17 protein-coding genes are annotated in these 18,037 nt (G+C 69.0%); 6 read left to right on the forward strand and 11 right to left on the reverse strand.

What is annotated here, in order from left to right; genetic code table 11:
• Positions 1–280: 280 nt before the first annotated feature.
• Together ACPCUW_RS01090 and ACPCUW_RS01095 are read left to right on the forward strand one after the other, a co-directional pair.
• Positions 281–856 carry a sigma-70 family RNA polymerase sigma factor gene (locus ACPCUW_RS01090; protein WP_063012702.1) on the forward strand — a complete coding sequence of 192 codons (576 nt, stop codon included), beginning with the start codon at positions 281–283 and terminating at the stop codon, positions 854–856.
• Position 857: 1 nt separating this feature from the next.
• The gene (locus ACPCUW_RS01095; protein ID WP_227463192.1) at positions 858–1,166 is read left to right on the forward strand and encodes an RskA family anti-sigma factor; all 309 of its coding nucleotides are present in this window, start codon (positions 858–860) and stop codon (positions 1,164–1,166) included.
• Positions 1,167–1,482: 316 nt separating this feature from the next.
• Here ACPCUW_RS01095 and groL read toward each other — a convergent pair whose 3' ends face one another.
• Complete coding sequence (gene groL, locus ACPCUW_RS01100; protein ID WP_423423411.1) at positions 1,483–3,090, reverse strand: chaperonin GroEL; 1,608 nt, start codon at positions 3,088–3,090, stop codon at positions 1,483–1,485.
• 183 nt (positions 3,091–3,273) lie between these two features.
• Entirely contained in the window at positions 3,274–3,576 is a 303-nt protein-coding gene (groES, locus tag ACPCUW_RS01105; RefSeq protein ID WP_030513506.1) for a co-chaperone GroES, read from the reverse strand.
• A gap of 689 nt (positions 3,577–4,265) precedes the next feature.
• Here groES and ACPCUW_RS01110 point away from each other — a divergent pair.
• Positions 4,266–5,849: an Hsp70 family protein gene (locus tag ACPCUW_RS01110; protein WP_305779338.1), complete on the forward strand. Its 1,584-nt coding sequence runs from the start codon at positions 4,266–4,268 to the stop codon at positions 5,847–5,849.
• 27 nt (positions 5,850–5,876) lie between these two features.
• On the opposite strand, the gene tsaD is transcribed toward ACPCUW_RS01110, so the two are convergent.
• The 6 genes from tsaD to alr all read right to left on the reverse strand — a co-directional run bounded on the left by tsaD (position 5,877) and on the right by alr (position 11,147).
• Positions 5,877–6,911 carry a tRNA (adenosine(37)-N6)-threonylcarbamoyltransferase complex transferase subunit TsaD gene (gene tsaD / locus ACPCUW_RS01115; RefSeq protein WP_030513504.1) on the reverse strand — a complete coding sequence of 345 codons (1,035 nt, stop codon included), beginning with the start codon at positions 6,909–6,911 and terminating at the stop codon, positions 5,877–5,879.
• Complete coding sequence (rimI, locus tag ACPCUW_RS01120; RefSeq protein WP_305779339.1) at positions 6,908–7,441, reverse strand: ribosomal protein S18-alanine N-acetyltransferase; 534 nt, start codon at positions 7,439–7,441, stop codon at positions 6,908–6,910. Before rimI ends, tsaD begins: the two co-directional genes overlap by 4 nt.
• On the reverse strand, positions 7,438–8,127 hold the full coding sequence (tsaB, locus tag ACPCUW_RS01125; protein ID WP_063012648.1) for a tRNA (adenosine(37)-N6)-threonylcarbamoyltransferase complex dimerization subunit type 1 TsaB: 690 nt from the start codon (positions 8,125–8,127) through the stop codon (positions 7,438–7,440). Before tsaB ends, rimI begins: the two co-directional genes overlap by 4 nt.
• Before the next feature lie 269 nt (positions 8,128–8,396).
• Complete coding sequence (gene tsaE, locus ACPCUW_RS01130; protein ID WP_305779340.1) at positions 8,397–8,882, reverse strand: tRNA (adenosine(37)-N6)-threonylcarbamoyltransferase complex ATPase subunit type 1 TsaE; 486 nt, start codon at positions 8,880–8,882, stop codon at positions 8,397–8,399.
• The gene (locus tag ACPCUW_RS01135; protein ID WP_305779341.1) at positions 8,875–10,005 is read right to left on the reverse strand and encodes an alpha/beta fold hydrolase; all 1,131 of its coding nucleotides are present in this window, start codon (positions 10,003–10,005) and stop codon (positions 8,875–8,877) included. Before ACPCUW_RS01135 ends, tsaE begins: the two co-directional genes overlap by 8 nt.
• On the reverse strand, positions 10,005–11,147 hold the full coding sequence (gene alr, locus ACPCUW_RS01140; RefSeq protein WP_423423412.1) for an alanine racemase: 1,143 nt from the start codon (positions 11,145–11,147) through the stop codon (positions 10,005–10,007). The genes ACPCUW_RS01135 and alr overlap by 1 nt, the downstream gene beginning before the upstream one ends.
• 161 nt (positions 11,148–11,308) lie before the next feature.
• Between alr and ACPCUW_RS01145 the strand changes: the two genes are divergently transcribed.
• Complete coding sequence (locus ACPCUW_RS01145) at positions 11,309–12,127, forward strand: SDR family oxidoreductase (protein WP_104393639.1); 819 nt, start codon at positions 11,309–11,311, stop codon at positions 12,125–12,127.
• Positions 12,128–12,217: 90 nt separating this feature from the next.
• Here the strand turns inward: ACPCUW_RS01145 and ACPCUW_RS01150 are convergent, their stop codons facing one another.
• Positions 12,218–13,702 carry an NAD(P)H-hydrate dehydratase gene (locus tag ACPCUW_RS01150; protein ID WP_423423542.1) on the reverse strand — a complete coding sequence of 495 codons (1,485 nt, stop codon included), beginning with the start codon at positions 13,700–13,702 and terminating at the stop codon, positions 12,218–12,220.
• A 187-nt stretch (positions 13,703–13,889) separates the two neighbouring features.
• Here ACPCUW_RS01150 and ACPCUW_RS01155 point away from each other — a divergent pair, with 187 nt between their 5' ends.
• Positions 13,890–14,321 carry a cupredoxin domain-containing protein gene (locus ACPCUW_RS01155; protein ID WP_305779343.1) on the forward strand — a complete coding sequence of 144 codons (432 nt, stop codon included), beginning with the start codon at positions 13,890–13,892 and terminating at the stop codon, positions 14,319–14,321.
• On the opposite strand, the gene ACPCUW_RS01160 is transcribed toward ACPCUW_RS01155, so the two are convergent.
• Positions 14,308–14,799 carry a MarR family winged helix-turn-helix transcriptional regulator gene (locus tag ACPCUW_RS01160; RefSeq protein ID WP_423423413.1) on the reverse strand — a complete coding sequence of 164 codons (492 nt, stop codon included), beginning with the start codon at positions 14,797–14,799 and terminating at the stop codon, positions 14,308–14,310. The two genes, ACPCUW_RS01155 and ACPCUW_RS01160, sit on opposite strands and share 14 nt — an antisense overlap.
• Before the next feature lie 136 nt (positions 14,800–14,935).
• Between ACPCUW_RS01160 and ACPCUW_RS01165 the strand changes: the two genes are divergently transcribed.
• Positions 14,936–16,126 carry an MFS transporter gene (locus ACPCUW_RS01165; RefSeq protein ID WP_423423414.1) on the forward strand — a complete coding sequence of 397 codons (1,191 nt, stop codon included), beginning with the start codon at positions 14,936–14,938 and terminating at the stop codon, positions 16,124–16,126.
• 15 nt (positions 16,127–16,141) lie between these two features.
• Here the strand turns inward: ACPCUW_RS01165 and glmS are convergent, their stop codons facing one another.
• Complete coding sequence (gene glmS, locus ACPCUW_RS01170) at positions 16,142–18,010, reverse strand: glutamine--fructose-6-phosphate transaminase (isomerizing) (RefSeq protein ID WP_063012634.1); 1,869 nt, start codon at positions 18,008–18,010, stop codon at positions 16,142–16,144.
• Positions 18,011–18,037 lie beyond the last annotated feature (27 nt).

An 18,037-nucleotide genomic window follows, 5' to 3' on the forward strand; every position in this document is an offset into this window, starting at 1 on the left:
CATGTTGACCAACGGCCGCACCCAAGCCCCAGCGTTTCGCGAAAGTCATCGGCGTGTCACGGCGTGTCTCCGCACACTCCTCGGCGTGTCGTCTTACGCGCGAAATCCGCTGGGCCACAGGTGCGTTGCCCGCCGCACCCCACCTGGAAGGAGGTCATAGCGACGCGCTACGGTAGTGACCGATGACACAGAATGGAGCGTTGTGACAACGCGGCCGCCGGCCGCAGAGGACGACTCGTTCCAAGGATCCATCGGGGACGGTCGGGTGGCCACACCGAGTGTGGACTCTGCGATCACGGCACGCGCAAGCGAAAGTATCGAGCTGGCGGCACTTCTGGTGCGCTGCGGCCGGTCCGATCAGCAAGCATTCGCCGAGCTGTACGACCGCACGTGCGCCCGGGTATTCGGACTGGTGCTGCGTGTCCTCCACGATTCCGGTTACGCGGAGGAGACGACCCAGGAGGTCTACCTCCAGATCTGGCGCACCGCAGCCAATTTCGACCCGGCCAAGGGTTCGGCGGTGACCTGGCTGATGACGCTCGCGCATCGGCGCGCCGTCGACCGCGTCCGAGCCGAACAGGCGCACGCCCAGCGTGAGGTCACCTACGGCACCGCGACCCTCGGCCACGAATTCGACGAGGTCACCGAGGAAGTCGGCCGCCGACTCGAACAGCAGGCCGTACGCGAGAGCCTCGCCACCCTCACCGAAACCCAGCGCGAGGCCATCTCGCTGGCGTATTTCGGCGGCCGGACGTATGCCGAGGTGGCTGCCTACCTCGGAGTAGGGTTACCGACCGTCAAGTCCCGGATTCGGGACGGATTGACACGACTGAAAAAGAGTTTGGGAGTGACGTGAGATGAACGAGAGCCAGATCGATCTCGCGCATACGGTCGCGCTCGGATCGATCGGCGACGAGGACCAGCGCGCGGTGCAGGAGCTGTTCGACTCCGGCGACCCCGTACTGCGCGCGGACTTCGACACGGAAGTGCAACTGACCAGAGAAGCTCTTACCCTGTTCGCCTCGGCGTCGGCCGTCCAGCCACCCGCCACCCTCCGCACCCGGCTCCTGGCCGCGATCGCCGACGATCACGCCCCCGCCGCACGACACATTCGTCCCCCCGCGCACCGCAACGGTGAGGAAGCCGGTCCCACCTCTCTCAACTGAGCTCCGGCCTCAACCGAGCCTCGAGGTAGGCGCAATCGCTCCAGCGAGTATCCGCCCGCAGCCCCCTCACGAAAACGCCAACGGCCCGTTCACGTTTCAACGTGAACGGGCCGTTGCGGTCACAAAGGCTCCCGTCACCGAGACTCAGACCCGACCCGATCTCACCGAGACTCAGGCCCGACCCGACCCCAACGGGTTGCGGCCCGGCTCGTCGATCGGTGCCCGTTGCGTACGCGACGAAGGAGCAAGCAACGGGTGCCGATCGACGAGCCCTAGGGGGCCGCAACCCCGCCGGAGCGAAGCGGAGGCCAAAAATTCAGTGCGCGTGGCCGTGGTGGTTGTCGGCCTCGTCCTCGGCCGGCTTGTCGACCACGGCGCTCTCGGTGGTGAGTACCATGCGCGCCACGGAGGTGGCGTTGAGGACCGCGGAGCGGGTGACCTTGACCGGGTCGACGACGCCGTCGGTGATCAGGTCGCCGTAGGTCAGGGTGGCGGCGTTGAAGCCGTCCTTGCCCTCGCTGACCTTGCTGACCACGACCGCGCCGTCGATACCGGCGTTGGTGGCGATCCAGTACAGCGGCGCCCGCAGCGCCTGCCGCACGACCTCGACGCCGATGGACTGGTCACCGGTCAGCGAGTCGCGCAGTTCGATCAGCTTGGTCGCCGCTTGCACCAGCGCGGTACCACCGCCGGAGACGATGCCCTCCTCGACCGCGGCCTTGGCCGCGCTGACCGCGTCCTCGACCCGGTACTTGCGCTCCTTGAGCGCGGTTTCGGTGGCCGCACCGACCTTGATGACCGCGACGCCGCCGGACAGCTTGGCCAGCCGCTCCTCCAGCTTCTCGCGGTCCCAGTCGGAGTCGGTGGCCTCGATCTCGCCGCGCAGCTGCGCGACGCGGGCGTCGATGGCCTCCTGGGTGCCGGCGCCGTCGACGATGGTGGTCTCGTCCTTGGTGACGACCACGCGGCGGGCGTGGCCGAGCAGGTCCAGACCGGCCTCGCGCAGGCTGATGCCCAGGTCGGGGTTGATCACGGTGCCACCGGTGACGACGGCCAGGTCGTCGAGGAACGCCTTGCGGCGGTCGCCGAAGAACGGCGCCTTGACCGCGACGACCTTGAGGGTCTTGCGGATGGCGTTGACGACCAGGGTGGACAGCGCCTCGCCCTCGATGTCCTCGGCGATGATCAGCACCGGCTTGCCGGATTCGGCGATCTTCTCGAGCAGCGGCAGGAAGTCGGGCAGCGAACTGATCTTCTCCCGGTGCAGCAGCACCTGGACGTCCTCGAGGACGGCTTCCTGCTTGTCGGGGTCGGTGACGAAGTAGCCCGACAGGTAGCCCTTGTCGAACTGCACGCCCTCGGTGATCTCCAGGTCGGTGCTGACCGTGGAGGATTCCTCGACGGTGACGACGCCGTCCTTGCCGACGGTGGTCAGGGCCTTGCCGACCATTTCGCCGATTTCCTCGTCGCGCGAGGAGACGGTGGCGACCTGTGCGATGGCCTTCTCGCCGGAGACCGGCTTCGCGGCGGCCAACAGCGCCTCCGACACGACGTCGGCGGCCTTGCTCATGCCGGCGCCGAGGCCGATCGGGTTGGCGCCGGCGGCGAGGTTCTTGAGGCCGCCCTTGATGAGGGCCTGGGCCAGCACAGTGGCGGTGGTGGTGCCGTCGCCGGCGACGTCGTTGGTCTTGGTGGCGACGCTCTTGACCAGCTGCGCGCCGAGGTTCTCGAACGGATCCTCGAGGTCGATGTCGCGCGCGATGGTGACGCCGTCGTTGGTGACGGTGGGGCCGCCGAACGCCTTGGCCAGCACCACGTGCCGGCCGCGCGGGCCGAGGGTGACCTTGACGGCGTCGGCCAGCTTGTCGACGCCGCGTTCCATTGCCCGACGAGCCTTCTCGTCGAACTCGATCTGCTTTGCCATGGTTGAGATGTCCTTGGGGTGGGAGTGGTGGACGGGCCTGCGACGACCCGCGGCCTGGAGCAGCGACCACGACGATCCCGGCCACAACGATCACTGCCCCGGCGCCCATGCGTGGGACACCGGGGCAGTGATCGTTACGGTGCGATCCGGATCGCGACGGCCGCGTGGGTCATCGGTCGGTCATCACTTGTCGACGACGGCCAGCAGGTCGCGCGCCGACAGGATCAGGTACTCCTCGCCGTTGTACTTGATCTCGGTGCCGCCGTACTTGCTGTAGATGACGACGTCGCCTTCCTTGACATCCAGCGGAATGCGCTTCTCGCCGTCCTCGTCCCACCGGCCGGGTCCTACGGCGACGACGGTGCCCTCCTGGGGCTTCTCCTTCGCCGTGTCGGGGATGACCAGGCCGGAGGCGGTCGTCGTCTCGGCCTCGTTGGCCTGGACGAGGATCTTGTCCTCGAGCGGCTTGATGTTCACGCTCGCCACGTTGAGCCCTCCACTTTCAGGGGATTCGGTCGTCCGGGGCTGTTCCCCGGACTCACGGTTTGGTCACGGTGTTGCTGCGGCGTTCGTGGAGCCTTACCACTACCGCCGTGCCGACCCTGCGCACAGCCCCGTCGTCGCGGGTGCCGGGACCCTTGCCCAAAGTCGAGCTGGCACCTGAGCACAACCAGTGCCGACTAGCACTCTATACACGAGAGTGCCAGCGCTCAAGGGTGGGCAGTGCTGACATCGCGACACGCCCGAGGGCGTGGCAATTGCTCCGAAAAATCTGTAACGTTCGGATAACGGATTGTGACAGTATGTAAGACGGTTCCGTGATCGGTCATGCCGTACGACAGTTGTGTCGTTACGGCGCGTCCATCGGCCGTAACCGTCACGCGATCCGTTGAGTACCACTGCTTCACCCATTCGCGCGACAACCTCGCGCACACCTGAGACGAGAACAAGACCGCACGTGATCGACGGCCGGTCCCGACCCTGAAAACGGATCGCACCTGATGGGACCGAAAGCCTGACGGAATGGCGCCTCACCGGACCGCCCCCGACGGAGGAAGACCCGCCCCGATCCGCGCGCGGAGTATTCGCCGCACAGCGGATGCCCGTGATGTCCGTTCGAGATGGTCGGTTCCACCAAGGCCGTCCGCTCGACCAGCTCGAGAAGGGAGGTGAACATGCGAACATCCCTCGGTATCTCCGCCGGGAACGAGGTCGTCTGCTCGGCCGTCGTCACCACCACGCCCAACGGCGCCCAGAGCTTCGACTACCGCGTCGTGTCGGCGGATGTGGCACATTCCGATCCGGGTGATCTGGTCGCCTCGTCGATCGAGCTGATGACCACGCAGATGCCCCGCGACTACCTGCACCGGGTCGGCACGCACACGCCCGGCGCCTCGGCGCCCCAGACGCAGCCCGTCCCGGCCGGGGCCATCGCGGTCGCCTACCGCGATCGTGAGCAGGCGATGGCGATTCGCGCCGCGATCGGCAAGCAGCGCCGGGATGTGCAGCTCATCCCCGAAAGTACTGCGGCACTCACCTATTTGCGCGAGACCGGCCTCCTCGACCGCTACGAGACGGTGGCCGTGATCGACCTCGGCGCCTCCGGTACGACGGTCACCGTGGCCGATCTGGCCGACGACACCGTGCTGCGTTCGGAGCGCACCGAGACGATCAGTGGCGCCGCGGTGGACGAGCTGATCTATCACCATCTGCTGGACTGCCATTTCGCCCGCAGAGGCACCCGGCCCAACCGGACCATGCTGATCAACCGCAGCCGGGCCGCCAAGGAGCATCTGTCCATCGCCCCGGCGGTGACCATCGATCACGTCGCCGGGCAGCCGCTGAAGCTGACCCGCGCCGATTTCGGTGAACTGATCGCCGATCTGCTGCACGAGGCGGCCGACTACGCCCGCGCGGTCTTCGCACGAGCGCCGAAATCCCCGGAGGCAGTGGCGATCATCGGCGGCGGCGCCAATATCGCCTCGCTGGTCGAGGGACTCGACGCACTGCTCGACATTCCGGTGGTCTCGGTTCCGGAGCCGGAGGCGGTGACCGCGAAAGGCGCGGCGCTGGTGGCCGATTCAGCCCAGCCCTCGACCTTCTCCCCGATCGCGCTCGGTAGCGACGGATCGGCCGGAACCTTCACCAAACTGATCGGCACCCTCGTCGGTGCGGTCGTGGTGGTCGGTCTCGTGGTCGGCTACGGCGTCAAGGAGCTCGTGCCGACGGCCCACCAGGATGTGACCCCGGCAGGGACGACCGGTACTCAGCTGACCACGTCGCCCACGTCGTCCCCGATGCCCACGGGTACATCGACGGACGGCACCGGGCAGAGCCGGACCGAGCGTCCGCCGACGAGTTCCACCCAGCCCGGCAGTTCGGCACCCGGCACATCGCCGGGCAGCTCGGTGCCGACCACCCATGCCGATCAGGTGCCGCCGATCACGCCGACGACCAGTGCGCCGGTCCTGCGGCCGGATCCGAATCTGCCGCAGATCCCGTTGCCCAACCTGCCGCATCTACTCGGACCGCTGCTGGGAACCACCGCGCCGCAACCGGTTACGCCCGAGACGACCACACCGGACAGTCCTACTCCGGGGGCCGCGCCGACCAAGCCGGGCAGTACCCGAATTCCGGTACCGCCGCACTCGAGTTCCGGGTCTGCGGCGACGGACCCGGCCCAGTCCGCCGAGCCGGGTGAATCCACTCCCTCCGGGCAGCCGACAGCGCCCAGCACGACCGTGCAGCCCCAGAACTGAGCCGGTGGAATCCTTTTCGGGACGGCCTCAGCGAATCTGGCTGGTGGACACCGAAAGACCCGGATCGGTCGCGACCGTCAACGGAGACGGTTCGGCGCCGCCCGCGATCACGTGGGCACCCAGGGTGGCGATCATGACGCCGTTGTCGGTACACAAGCGCGGCTTCGGCACCCGCAGGGTCAGACCGGCGGCCGCGCACCGCTCTTCGGCCATCGACCGGATCCGGGAGTTGGCGGTCGCGCCGCCACCGAGCACGAGCGTGTCCACACCGACATCCTGCGCCGCGCGCACGGCCTTCATGGTCAGCACATCGGCCACCGCCTCCTGGAACGAGGCCGCGATATCGGGGATCGGCAGTTCGGTCCCGTTGCGCTGGGCCGCCTCGACGTAGCGGGCGACGGCGGTCTTGAGACCGGAGAAGGAGAAGTCGTAGCGCGGATCACGCGGCCCGGTCATCCCGCGCGGGAATGCGATCGCAGCCGGATCACCGTGGACCGCAGCGGCATCGAGCGCCGGACCGCCCGGGAAGCCGAGGTCCAACAGCCGCGCCACCTTGTCGAACGCCTCGCCGGCGGCATCGTCGACGGTGCTGCCGAGTTCGACGATCGGCTCGGCCAGATCGGTCACGTGCAGCAGATGGGTGTGCCCGCCGGAGACCAGCAGGGCCACGCACGGCGGCATCGGTCCGTGTTCGAGAGTGTCGACGGCGACGTGCCCGCCGAGATGGTTCAACGCGTACAGGGGGATATCCCAGGCCGCCGCATAGGCTTTCGCGGCCGCCACGCCCACCAGCAGCGCACCGGCCAGGCCCGGTCCGATGGTGACCGCCAGCGCATCCGGCTTGGCGATGCCGGCCGTCGACAGCGCACGCCGCATGGCGGGCACGATGGCCTCGAGATGGGCACGCGAGGCGATCTCGGGAACCACGCCACCGAACCGCGCGTGCTGGTCGACGCTGGAGGCGACCTCGTCGGCGAGTAGCTCGCAGGTGCCGTCCGGATGGCGGCGCACGATGCCGACACCGGTTTCGTCACAGGAACTTTCGACACCCAGGACGATCATGACAGGACCTCGGAGTCGTGGGCGCGCTCGACACCCGGGTGCGGGAATCCGGTCATCGCCGGGCGGCGCATGGTGAACGCGTCGGCGCCGCTGGGCTGGTAGTAGCTCTTGCGCAGGCCGATGATGTGGAAGCCGTGCTTCTCGTAGAGCGCGATGGCCGGGGCATTGTCGGTGCGCACCTCGAGGAAGACGGGCCCACCGCGCCGGCCGGCCTCGGCCAGCAACGCGCGCAACAGGGCGGTCCCGATGCCGCCGCGGTGCACATCCGGATCGACACCGATGGTGTGAATCTCGGCCTCGGGATGGTCGGGCGTGCCCAGCAGCGCGATGCCCGCGTACCCGAGCATGCGCCCCGCGTTGTCACGCGCCACCAGATAGCGATTGTGCGAACCGGCCAGCTCCGAGCGGAAGGCCACGTCCTGCCAGGGATCGTCCTCCGGGAACAGCAGCAGTTCCAATTCCACGCAGCGCGCGATATCGGCCGGGCCCATCGGTTCGATATGGACCACCGGCGAGGATTCGGTACTCATCGCACCGCCTGATAGCTGCGTTCGACCGCATCGGGACGGCGCAGATACAGCGGGACCAGCGGCTGCGGCGTCGCGCGCGCGAGGATGTCGTGGGCGGCACACCGCACCAGCCCCGCCGCCGACGGGGTCTCCACCGGCAGCACCGGAAGATCGAAAAAGTCCACGTGCGAGGGTGATCCGGCGATCGCGGTCGCGTCCCCGGAATCCAGATCGACCGGTTTGCACACACCGGGACCGTCGACGCGGCCGCCGCGGCGATACCGCGCCCAGTACACCTCGCGGCGGCGGGCGTCGGTCACCACGAGCAATTCGGCGCCCGAGATCTCGTCCTGACCGGCCGGCACCTCGGGCCATGCCTCCGCGGCGATGGCGTCGAGACTGCAGACGCCGTGCACCGGCAGGCCCAGGGCGTCACCGAAGGCGGCGGCGGTCGCCATTCCCACCCGCAGGCCGGTGAACGGGCCGGGGCCGATACCCACCACGACCGCCCCGATATCGGTGCGCGTGCGGTCGGCCTCCTCGAGGCAGGCCAGAATCTGCGGAGTGAGCACCTCGTTGTGGGCGCGCGCGTCCACGGTCACCCGGGAGGCGAGAGTGCGGACCTGCGGCTGTGTGGCGGCCTGCTCCAGTTCCACCAGTCCTGCTGTAACGGCAGGCGTCGCGGTGTCGACAGCAAGTACAAGCATGATTGCCTCAACGATACCGGTTGGTCACCTGCTGTATGCCATCAGCGCCGTCGGCGTATTCGCATGTCGCAACCGCGGGGCAAACCGCTGCCGACCGGATGTTCGCACGTCGTGACGAGGCGACCGCGTGGCGCTCGTCAACGACCAAGTGCCGCAACAACTGCCGGGGTGCCGGTGCGGAGGTCCGCGATCGGGGCCCGGCGGCCGGGCCGGATTCCGCGCTGCCGCGTATTCGCCCGCGGCGCATCGGTGGCGAGCATCACAACCGATCAGTACTGACCGACCCACTCCCAGGTGGCGGTGCGGGTCTCCGATTCCGCTTCCCGATGCAACCGCACCCGCAGATGACGGTCCGCGAGATGTTCGACGACGCCGAGGCCCCACTCGACGACCACCACCGCTTCGTGCAGATCGGCATCGAGATCCAGGGCGTCGAGCTCGTCGAGGTCACCGCCCAGCCGGTAGGCGTCGACATGCACCAGCGGTATCGATCCCGGCGCCGCGCCCGCGCGATGCTGCCGCGCGATGATGAAGGTCGGTGAGCTGACCCGTCCCTCGACCCCGAGCCCGGCCGCGATCCCCCGGGTCAGCGCGGTCTTCCCCGCGCCCAGCGGGCCGTCGAGCACCACCAGATCGCCGGGCCGCAACTCGGCGGCCAGCTCCCGGCCCAGCGCCTCGGTATCGGCGACCGTGGGCAGTTCTCGGCTCTCGGCCTCGCCCTGTGCATCCGGGGCTTGCTCGCGATGCTCAGCCATTGCTCGCCTCCCGCCCCACGCCGTAGTCGACGGACGCGCCGCCGAATACGCCCGTGCGCAACAGCAATCGATCCAGCGCGGCGTTGATCAGCTCGGGATATTGCAGATGCACCATATGCGCGGCGTCGGTGACCCGGATCAGATCGGCGTCCGGCAGCCGGGCGGCGAGTTCCCGCGAATTGCGGAACGGGATGATCAGGTCGTGGTCGCCGCCGACGACCAGCGCCGGCTGCGGCGCGAGCACCGGTAGCGCCGCCGATTCGTCGTGCACCTGCAGGGCTTCGAGAAATTTCACGATGGTCTCGACCGGTGTGCGATCGATCATCGAGGTGGTGAATCGCGACAGCGTGGGACTGACGTCGCCGTGGAACGAACTGACGTGCAGGACCGGGGTGATCAGCTGACGGGCCGTGACCCGTCCCGCCTGCACCAGCGCCGGGGAGGTGTGGGCGAGCACCCGGAACCCGTCGATCGCCGGACTGCGCAACAGCTGTGCCGCACCGGCGCGGGTCACCCCGGCCGCGGTGGTGGACAGCAGTGCGGAGGCCAGCACGCGGCGCTCGAACAATTGCGGATTCCGCGCGGCCGCCGCGAGAATCGCCATCCCACCCATGGAATGCCCCACCAGCACCAGCGGGCCGTCGGGCGCACAATCCTCGATCACCCGCAGCAGGTCGCGTCCCAGCTGTGGAACCGTGCAATTCGCAGTGCTCGACGTGCCGGAACTGCCGTGCCCGCGCAGATCGAAGAACACCATGCGGACCTGCGCGCCCCACTGCCTCGCGAGATCACGGCGCTGAAAGTGGAACGAGTGCATGCTGTTACAGAATCCGTGCACGAAAACGACGGTGGCAGCGGGTTTCTCGGCGCCGACGACGCGCGCGGCCAGCGGTACGCCGTCGTCGGCCACCACCCGGCGCGCGGGATCGCGGTCCAGCAAGGTGAAATCCTCGTCGCGCAGGTCGTCACCGCGAGCCGGCCAGGCGACGGCGGCGCCCATTCGCCGCAGGGCCTGCGCACCGGCCAGCGCGCCCAGCACACTCGCCGACGCCACCCCGCCACGCAGCAGTGTGGACCGTAACCGGCGCGCGCTCCGAAACTGATGTGCCCGTTCGGGTTCCATCACACCACCCCTGCCTGTCCGGTATAGCCTCGCACGACACGGCCGCGGGGGGAACACACGATCTCGTAGTGGATGGTGTTCATCAGTTCCGCCCACCGCTGGGCGTGCGGATCACCCGGGGCCCCGCCGAACAGCACCGCGCGATCCCCCTCCTGCACTCCCTGCCGGTTCTCGCCCAGATCCACGACCAGCTGATCCATGCACACCCGGCCGATGTTCGGATACTCCGCATCCCCGATCCGCAGCGCGATCCGACCGCCCAGGCCGCGCGGCACGCCGTCGGCGTAACCGGCCGGAATCAGTGCCACCGTGGTGTCGTGCGGCGCGATCCACTCGTGCCCGTAGGACACGCCCTCGCCCTGCGCCACCCGTTTGACCAAGGCGACCCGGGCCCGGAAGGTCATGGCCGGGCGCAGGCCGAAGTCGGAGATCTCCGGAATCGGACTCAGGCCGTAGACGGCGATACCGGGCCGCACCATGTCGAACGCCAGATCGGGCCGGGTGAGCGTGGCCGCGGAGTTGGCCAGGTGCACCACCTCGGGCTGCAGCCCGTAGTCCTTGGCGAGAGCGATGGCCTCGACGAATCTGTCCCGCTGCGCGTCGATGACCGGATGCTGCGGCTGATCGGCGTGGGCAAGGTGGGAGAACATCGCCCGCAGATGCACCACGCGCTCGGCGACCAGCTCCTGCAGCAGGGTCAGCACGTGCGGATACTCCGTGGAGGAGACACCGTTGCGGTTCAGGCCGGTATCGAGTTTCAGCGTGACGGTCGCGGTGGTTCCGCTCGCCCGCGCCGCGCGCTCCACCGCCCGCAGGTGGGCGGTCGAGGAGACTCCGATCTCGACATCGGCGGCGATCGCGGCGGCGTAATCCGCGTCGGAGGTGTTGAGCCAGCTGAGGATGGGCGCGGTGATACCGGCCGCGCGCAACTCCAGCGCCTCGGGAATGGTGGTCACGCCGAGTTCGGCCGCGCCCGCGGCCAGTGCCGCCCGGCCGACCTGCACCGCTCCGTGGTTGTAGGCGTCGGCCTTCACCACCACCATCACCGCGGCATCGCCCGCGTGTTCGCGCAGTATCCGCACGTTGTGTGCGATGGCATCCAGATCGACGACGGTCTCCACCTGCGGATCAGCGCTACTCACGGCTACCGATCCTGCCACGCGGCGCGTCGCGCCCACCCGGCGCGCCCGAGTGATATCGGATCGAGCCGAAATCAACCCTTGCTTGGAGTGCACTCCAGCTCATTAGCGTGGTTCACGCGGGCACACGCCGCCCGCCACCACCCATCGACCAGAGGGGTTTCATGAGCAAGGTTTGGTTCATCACCGGCGTCTCGCGCGGATTCGGCCGCGAATGGGCTCTGGCGGCCCTCGAGCGCGGCGACCGGGTCGCCGGAACCGCGCGCAAGCTGGAGACACTCGACGACATCGTCGCCGCCTACCCCGACACCTTCCTGCCGCTCCAACTCGACGTCACCGACCGCGCGGGCGACTTCGCGGCGGTCGCGGAGGCCGCCGAGCGGTTCGGCCGCCTGGACGTCGTGGTCAACAACGCCGGGTACGGGCACTTCGGCATGATCGAGGAACTGACCGAAGAGGAGATCCGCGCTCAGCTCGAGACCAACGTCTTCGGGGCGCTGTGGGTCACCCAGGCGGCGCTGCCGATTCTGCGCGAGCAGGGCAGCGGCCACATCATCCAGGTGTCGAGCATCGGCGGGATCAGCGCCTTCCCGAATCTGGGCGCCTATCACGCGTCGAAGTGGGCGCTCGAGGGGTTCTCGCAGTCGCTGGCGCAGGAGGTCGCCGGTTTCGGCATCCACGTCACATTGATCGAGCCGGGCGGGTTCAGCACCGATTGGGCCGGCCCGTCGTCGGTGCACAGCACGGAAAACCCCGCCTACGACGAGGTGCGGGCCGCGCGCACTCGGACCCGTTCGGCCCAGCAGCCCGGCGAGCCGACGGCTACGCGGGCGGCGATCCTGGCCGTGGTCGACGCCGACAAGCCGCCCTTGCGGCTGTTCCTGGGGACCGCACCGCTGCAGATCGCGACCGCCGACTACGAGTCGCGACTGTCGACCTGGCGCGAATGGGAGTCGGTCACGCTGGCCGCCCAGGGCGACTGACCGGGCACGTACCGGGAGGACGGGCTGCCGGCGCTTCGGTCCCGGCGCCCGGCCGTCCACCGTGGTTCCGCCGTGGCGAAGATGGCGCGGTCAGAACGAATCGGCCGGCAGTCCGTCCGCGGCATCGACGAGACTACGCAGGGTCCGCACCGCGGCTCGTAGGTGATGCAGCAGCGGAGTAGCCGAAATAGGCGCTGCCGCATCACTGTCGGCATGGGCGGCGAGATTCGCGGCGAGGGCGTGGACACGCGCGGCGGCCGCCGCCGCCCACCCCGGGTCCCGTCCCGCCGCCAGCAGTGCGCCGATGACGCCGGACAGTACGTCCCCGGCGCCCGCGGTGGCCGCCCAGGAACCACCCGCCTCGTTGACCAGCGTCGGCTCGCCGGGGGTGGCGACCAGCGTGGACCGCCCCTTCAGCAGGACCGTGACCTGCCACTTCTCGGCGAGTTCACGCACCGCCGCCACCCGGTCGGGGCCGAGTTCACGGCCGGTCAGACGCGCGAATTCGCCTGCGTGCGGTGTCAATACGGTCGGTGCGCCGCGACCGGTGACCAGCTCCGGCGTGGCGGCCAGCAGGGTCAACCCGTCGGCGTCGACCACCACGGGCAGATCGGTGGCCAGGACCTCCGACAGACGCTCGCGCGCGGCGTCGTCGGTACCCGCCCCCGGCCCGAACACCCAGGACTGCACCCGCCCGGTTCCGGAAATACTCTCGGCCGCAATGACTTCCGGGAATTGCGCGAGAACCTGTGCGGCTGCGGTTCCGGCGTAGCGGACCATGCCGGAGGTGGCGGCCACCGCGGCGCCGGTACACAACACCGCGGCGCCGGGGTAGGTGTCGCTGCCGGCGTGGACGCCGGTGACACCCTGCGTGTATTTGTCGTCGCGCGGTCCGGGCACCGGCCAGTCGCGACCGATCGACACCGGCTCCAACGCGGCCAGCTGCGGCTCGGGCAGGCGTAACCCGATGGGAACCAGCTGAATTCGCCCACACCACGGCGCGGCCAGCGCGTGCACCGGTTTGTAGGAACCGAAGGTGACCGTCACCGCGGCCCGTACCGCCGGGCCGTCCACCGCACCGGTATTCGGATCGACACCGCTCGGCAGGTCGACGGCGACGATCGGTGCCTCGATCGCCGCTACCAACTCGGCGGCCCGGGGTCGCAGCGCACCCCGGCCGGAGATTCCGATGATGCCGTCGACCACCAGGTCCGGCGTGCCGAGCAGTTCGGCGGCCGATCCCGCCCCGGCCTCACGAATCCGCCCGCCCGCCCGGCGCAGCGCGGCGAGTCCTTCCGCATGCGCTCGCTCGGGCGACAACAGCACGGCCGTCACCCCCGCACCGCGCCGGCGCAGCGCCGCGCCCGCCCAGAGCGCATCGCCGCCGTTGTCCCCCGATCCGACGAGCAGTGTCACGGACCGCCCGGCGACGCCGCCGGTCCGTTCCCGCAGTTCGGCCGCAACCACATTCGCCAATCCGTACGCGGCACGGCGCATCGGCACCCCCGCGGCGACCCGCTCGAACAGTTCGGCTTCGGCAGCTCGCACCTCGTCGACGGTGAAATATCCCCGCAGGGCCGGTGCCATCATTCGCCTCCTCGTAGGGATCGCACAGGGATCGCGCTCGAATCGGAACCTCCAGCAGATTACGCCCGGGATCTTCGGTTCCCGCATGCCCGCGGCTCTGCCGCCGGTGCGCCGCGGCCGGATCGCACGCGGGTGCCGCGAACCGGACGCCACCATTCGGACTAGGCTCGTGATCATGGCCCACAGCACCGTACGCAGCCGCGCAGCGCGTCTCCTCCCGATCGCCGGAGCGCTGGTGGCTGCCGTGCTGATCGCCGGATGTGGTTCGAACACAACGACATCCACTCCGTCGCCCACGACCGTGACCACGCCGCCGGGTACCGCGGCTGCCTCGCCGACCGCGGCCCAACCGGCCTCGGTCACCGTGCGCGTCGAGGATATGAAGTTCTCCCCCGACGCCGTCACGGTCCAGGCGGGCGACACCGTCACCTGGAAGTTCTCCGACAAGGTGCCGCATGCCGTGCAAGGCATCGGCGATGCGGCGATGGGCATCAACAGCCCGATTTTCACCGGCGGCGAGTGGAGCCATACCTTCGCCGTGCCCGGCGTCTACCGCTACCTGTGCCCGCTGCATCCCGAAATGCGAGGCACCGTCACGGTGCGGTAGTCGCGACGCCGTCTCCTACTTGCATCTCGCGGCGGTTCAACGCCTCCACGGCCGTCACCAGTGGGGCCAGTTCGGGATCGGCCGCGGCCTCGCGGAGCGCCTGCGACAGGGCGGCGTCGTTGGTGGGCCGCGCCTGTTCGAGGAGGGCAAGACCAGCGGGCGTGACGTCGGTATAGATGCCCCGGCGGTCGTCCGGGCACAGATAACGCTGCAGGAGACCGCGGTCCTCGAGCCGGGTCACCAGCCGCGTGGTCGCGCTCTGACTCAGCGCCACCGAGTCGGCGACCTGGTTCATCCGCAGATGGCCACCGGGCCCGTCGTGTTGGCGGCTGAGCACGGTGAGAAGTGAGTATTCGCGCACGCTGAGCTCGTGGCCGGCCTGCAGGGCGCGTTCGATCCGTGCCTCGATCCGGTCGTGCAGCACCGAGAGCGCATACCAGCCATCCGCCAATCCGGTCAGTGCGGCTTCCGCGGTCATCGGGCCCTCCTCATGTCGTCGCCGTCCCCAGGATAACGCGCTCCCGCAATAGCAAGCGCTTGCAATTAACACGCGTCTGCAATTATTGTCGACGCCTGTAACGCCCGTCTACAACACCGTGTGGAGGCCTGCACCCATGCCACTCGCACTTCTCGCCCTCTCCCTCGGCGCATTCGCCATCGGGACGACCGAATTCATCGTGGTCGGGTTGCTGCCCGGGGTCGCGGACAGTTACGCGGTATCGATCCCGACCGCCGGTTGGCTGGTCACCGGCTACGCCCTCGGCGTGCTCGTCGGTGCGCCGGTGATGACCGGACTCGGCACGTGTGTATCCCGCAAGCGCATGCTGCTGATCAGCCTGCTGCTGTTGATCGCCGGCAACGCATTGTCCGCTGCCGCACCGACTTTCGGCCTGATGCTGACCGGCCGCATCATCGCCTCACTAGCGCACGGCGCCTTCTTCGGCATCGGGGCGGTGGTCGCCGGATCGCTCGTCGCCCCGGACCGACGCGCCGGTGCGATCGCCATGATGTTCACCGGGCTCACCGTCGCGACCGTGGTCGGCGTTCCGCTGAGCACTCTGCTGGGGCAGCATTTCGGTTGGCGGCTCGCCTTCGCGCTGGTCGCCGCCGTCGGCGCGCTCGCCTTCGCCGGAGTGCTGGCGCTGGTGCCCGATCGGCCGGCACCGCGCGACGCCCGGTTCACCCGGGAGCTGGCGGTCCTGCGCAATCCGCAGGTACTGCTCGCGATGGCGATGACCGTGCTCGGCTTCGGCGGTGTCTTCGCCGCCATCACCTACCTCGCGCCGATGATGACCGAGGTCACCGGATTCGCCGAAACCTCGGTCACCTGGATCATGGTGTTGTTCGGCCTCGGATTCCTGATCGGCAATCTGGTCGGCGGCCGTTACGCTGATCGCCATCTGCTGCCGATGCTCTACATCACGCTGGCGGCGCTGGCCGTCGTCCTGGCCCTGTTCACGCTCACCGCGCACAACAAGGTCGCGGCGGCGATCACCGTCGTCCTGATCGGAGCCCTGGGCTTCGCCACCGTGCCGCCGCTGCAGAAGCGGGTCCTCGATCAGGCCGCCGCGGCGCCGACGCTGGCCTCCGCGCTGAATATCGGGGCCTTCAATCTGGGCAACGCGCTCGCCGCATGGCTCGGCGGATCGGTCATCGCCGCGGGTTTCGGTTACACGAGCCCCAGCTGGGTCGGCGTGGCCCTGGCCACGAGCGCACTCGGCTCGGCCGTCTGGTCGGGCGCACTGGAACGTCGCACGACACGCTCCAGCACGGCACCCGAAGAGCTTGTGGCAGTGGGAGATTGACCGGCGCGCCCGCCGCTATTCGACGGTGACCGACTTCGCGAGGTTGCGTGGTTTGTCGATGTCGTAGCCGCGGGTCTGCGCCACCTCGGCGGCGAAGATCTGCAGCGGCACGGTCGACAGCAGCGGCTGGAAGAGGGTCGGGGCGGCCGGGATCTCGATCAGATGATCGGCGAACGGGCGGACCGTATCGTCGCCCTCCTCCGCGATCACGATGGTGCGGGCACCACGGGCCTGGATCTCCCGGATGTTGCTGAGCAGCTTCGAATGCAGCACCGCGCGTCCCTTCGGGGAAGGCATCACCACGATCACCGGCAGACCCTCCTCGATCAGCGCGATCGGGCCGTGCTTGAGCTCACCGGCGGCGAAACCCTCGGCGTGCATATAGGCGAGCTCTTTGAGTTTGAGCGCACCCTCCAGCGCGACCGGATAGCCGACGTGGCGGCCGAGGAACAGCACCGTCGACTGATGCGCGAACCGGCGGGCGATCTCGCGCACCTGCGGCGCGGTCTCGAGCACCCGCTCCACCAGCTTCGGCATGGCCTCCAGTTCACCGAATTCGCGAGCCACCTCGTCCGGATACTTGGTGCCGCGCGCCTGCGCGAGGGCAAGGCCCACAAGGTAATTCGCGGTGATCTGGGCGAGGAAGGCCTTGGTCGAGGCGACCCCGATCTCCGGGCCGGTGCGGGTGTAGACCACGGCATCGGATTCACGCGGAATCTGCGCGCCGTTGGTGTTGCAGATGGCGAGCACACGCGCCTTCTGCTCCTTGGCGTGACGCACCGCCTCCAGCGTGTCGGCCGTCTCACCGGACTGCGAGATCGCGACGACCAGCGTGGACCGGTCGAGGACCGGGTCGCGGTAGCGGAATTCACTGGCCAGCTCCACCTCGACCGGAACCCGGGTCCAATGTTCGATCGCGTACTTGGCCAGCAGTCCGGCGTGATACGAACTGCCGCAGGCCACCACGAACACCTTGTCGAATTCGCGAAGTTCCTGATCGGCGAGGCGCTGCTCGTCCAGCACGATGCGGCCGTTGTCGAAATGGCCCATCAGCGTCTCGGCCACCCCGGCGGGCTGCTCCTCGATCTCCTTGAGCATGAAGTAGTCGTGGCCGCCCTTCTCGGCGGCGGCCAGATCCCAGTCGATGGTGAACGGCCGGGTCCGCGCGCCCTCGGTAGCGCCGGCGAAGTCGGTGACCACATAGCTGTCCGCGGTGATCACCACGGCCTGGTCCTGACCGAGCTCGACCGCTTCGCGCGTGTGCTCGATGAACGCCGTCACATCCGAGGCGATGAACATCTCCCCCTTGCCCACACCGACCACCAGCGGCGTCGAGCGACGCGCGGCCACGATCGTGCCCGGATGATCGGCATGCGTGAACACCAGCGTGAACGCGCCCTCGAGCCGGCGCAGGACGGCCAGCGCACTGCCGACGAAATCACCGGCCGTGGGGCCGGCCGCGTAGGCCTGGGCAACCAGGTGCACGGCGACCTCGGTGTCGGTATCGCTGCGCAGTTCGACCCCGGCCTCCTCGAGTTCGCGCCGCAGCGGGGCGAAGTTCTCGATGATGCCGTTGTGCACGACCGCGACCCGGCCCGCGAGGTCACGGTGAGGGTGCGCATTGCGGTCGGTGGGCGCGCCGTGCGTGGCCCACCGCGTATGTCCCATACCGGTAGTACCGGCGAACGCGGCGGGACCGGCCTCGGCCAGCTCGGCCTCCAGATTGGCCAGCCGACCGGCCTTGCGCTCCACCGCGATAGTGCCCGCGCCGTCCAGGATCGCCACGCCCGCGGAGTCGTAGCCCCGGTACTCCATGCGGCGCAGTGCGTCCACGACGACGCCGAGCGCGTCCCGGTACCCGACGTAGCCAACGATTCCGCACATGGTGTCCCAGCCTACTTGGGCCGCGTG

It is taken from the genome of Nocardia sp. AB354, from assembly GCF_049538315.1.
GTDB lineage: Bacteria > Actinomycetota > Actinomycetes > Mycobacteriales > Mycobacteriaceae > Nocardia > Nocardia nova.

What these genes read in the sequence shown, in the direction of transcription:
- ACPCUW_RS01095 (WP_227463192.1), top strand. Translation starts at nt 858, where the DNA reads ATGAACGAGAGCCAGATCGATCTCGCGCATACGGTCGCGCTCGGATCG.
- groL (WP_423423411.1), bottom strand. Translation starts at nt 3,090, where the DNA reads ATGGCAAAGCAGATCGAGTTCGACGAGAAGGCTCGTCGGGCAATGGAA.
- ACPCUW_RS01110 (WP_305779338.1), top strand. Translation starts at nt 4,266, where the DNA reads ATGCGAACATCCCTCGGTATCTCCGCCGGGAACGAGGTCGTCTGCTCG.
- tsaD (WP_030513504.1), bottom strand. Translation starts at nt 6,911, where the DNA reads ATGATCGTCCTGGGTGTCGAAAGTTCCTGTGACGAAACCGGTGTCGGC.
- rimI (WP_305779339.1), bottom strand. Translation starts at nt 7,441, where the DNA reads ATGAGTACCGAATCCTCGCCGGTGGTCCATATCGAACCGATGGGCCCG.
- tsaB (WP_063012648.1), bottom strand. Translation starts at nt 8,127, where the DNA reads ATGCTTGTACTTGCTGTCGACACCGCGACGCCTGCCGTTACAGCAGGA.
- tsaE (WP_305779340.1), bottom strand. Translation starts at nt 8,882, where the DNA reads ATGGCTGAGCATCGCGAGCAAGCCCCGGATGCACAGGGCGAGGCCGAG.
- ACPCUW_RS01135 (WP_305779341.1), bottom strand. Translation starts at nt 10,005, where the DNA reads ATGGAACCCGAACGGGCACATCAGTTTCGGAGCGCGCGCCGGTTACGG.
- ACPCUW_RS01145 (WP_104393639.1), top strand. Translation starts at nt 11,309, where the DNA reads ATGAGCAAGGTTTGGTTCATCACCGGCGTCTCGCGCGGATTCGGCCGC.
- ACPCUW_RS01155 (WP_305779343.1), top strand. Translation starts at nt 13,890, where the DNA reads ATGGCCCACAGCACCGTACGCAGCCGCGCAGCGCGTCTCCTCCCGATC.
- ACPCUW_RS01160 (WP_423423413.1), bottom strand. Translation starts at nt 14,799, where the DNA reads ATGACCGCGGAAGCCGCACTGACCGGATTGGCGGATGGCTGGTATGCG.
- ACPCUW_RS01165 (WP_423423414.1), top strand. Translation starts at nt 14,936, where the DNA reads ATGCCACTCGCACTTCTCGCCCTCTCCCTCGGCGCATTCGCCATCGGG.
- glmS (WP_063012634.1), bottom strand. Translation starts at nt 18,010, where the DNA reads ATGTGCGGAATCGTTGGCTACGTCGGGTACCGGGACGCGCTCGGCGTC.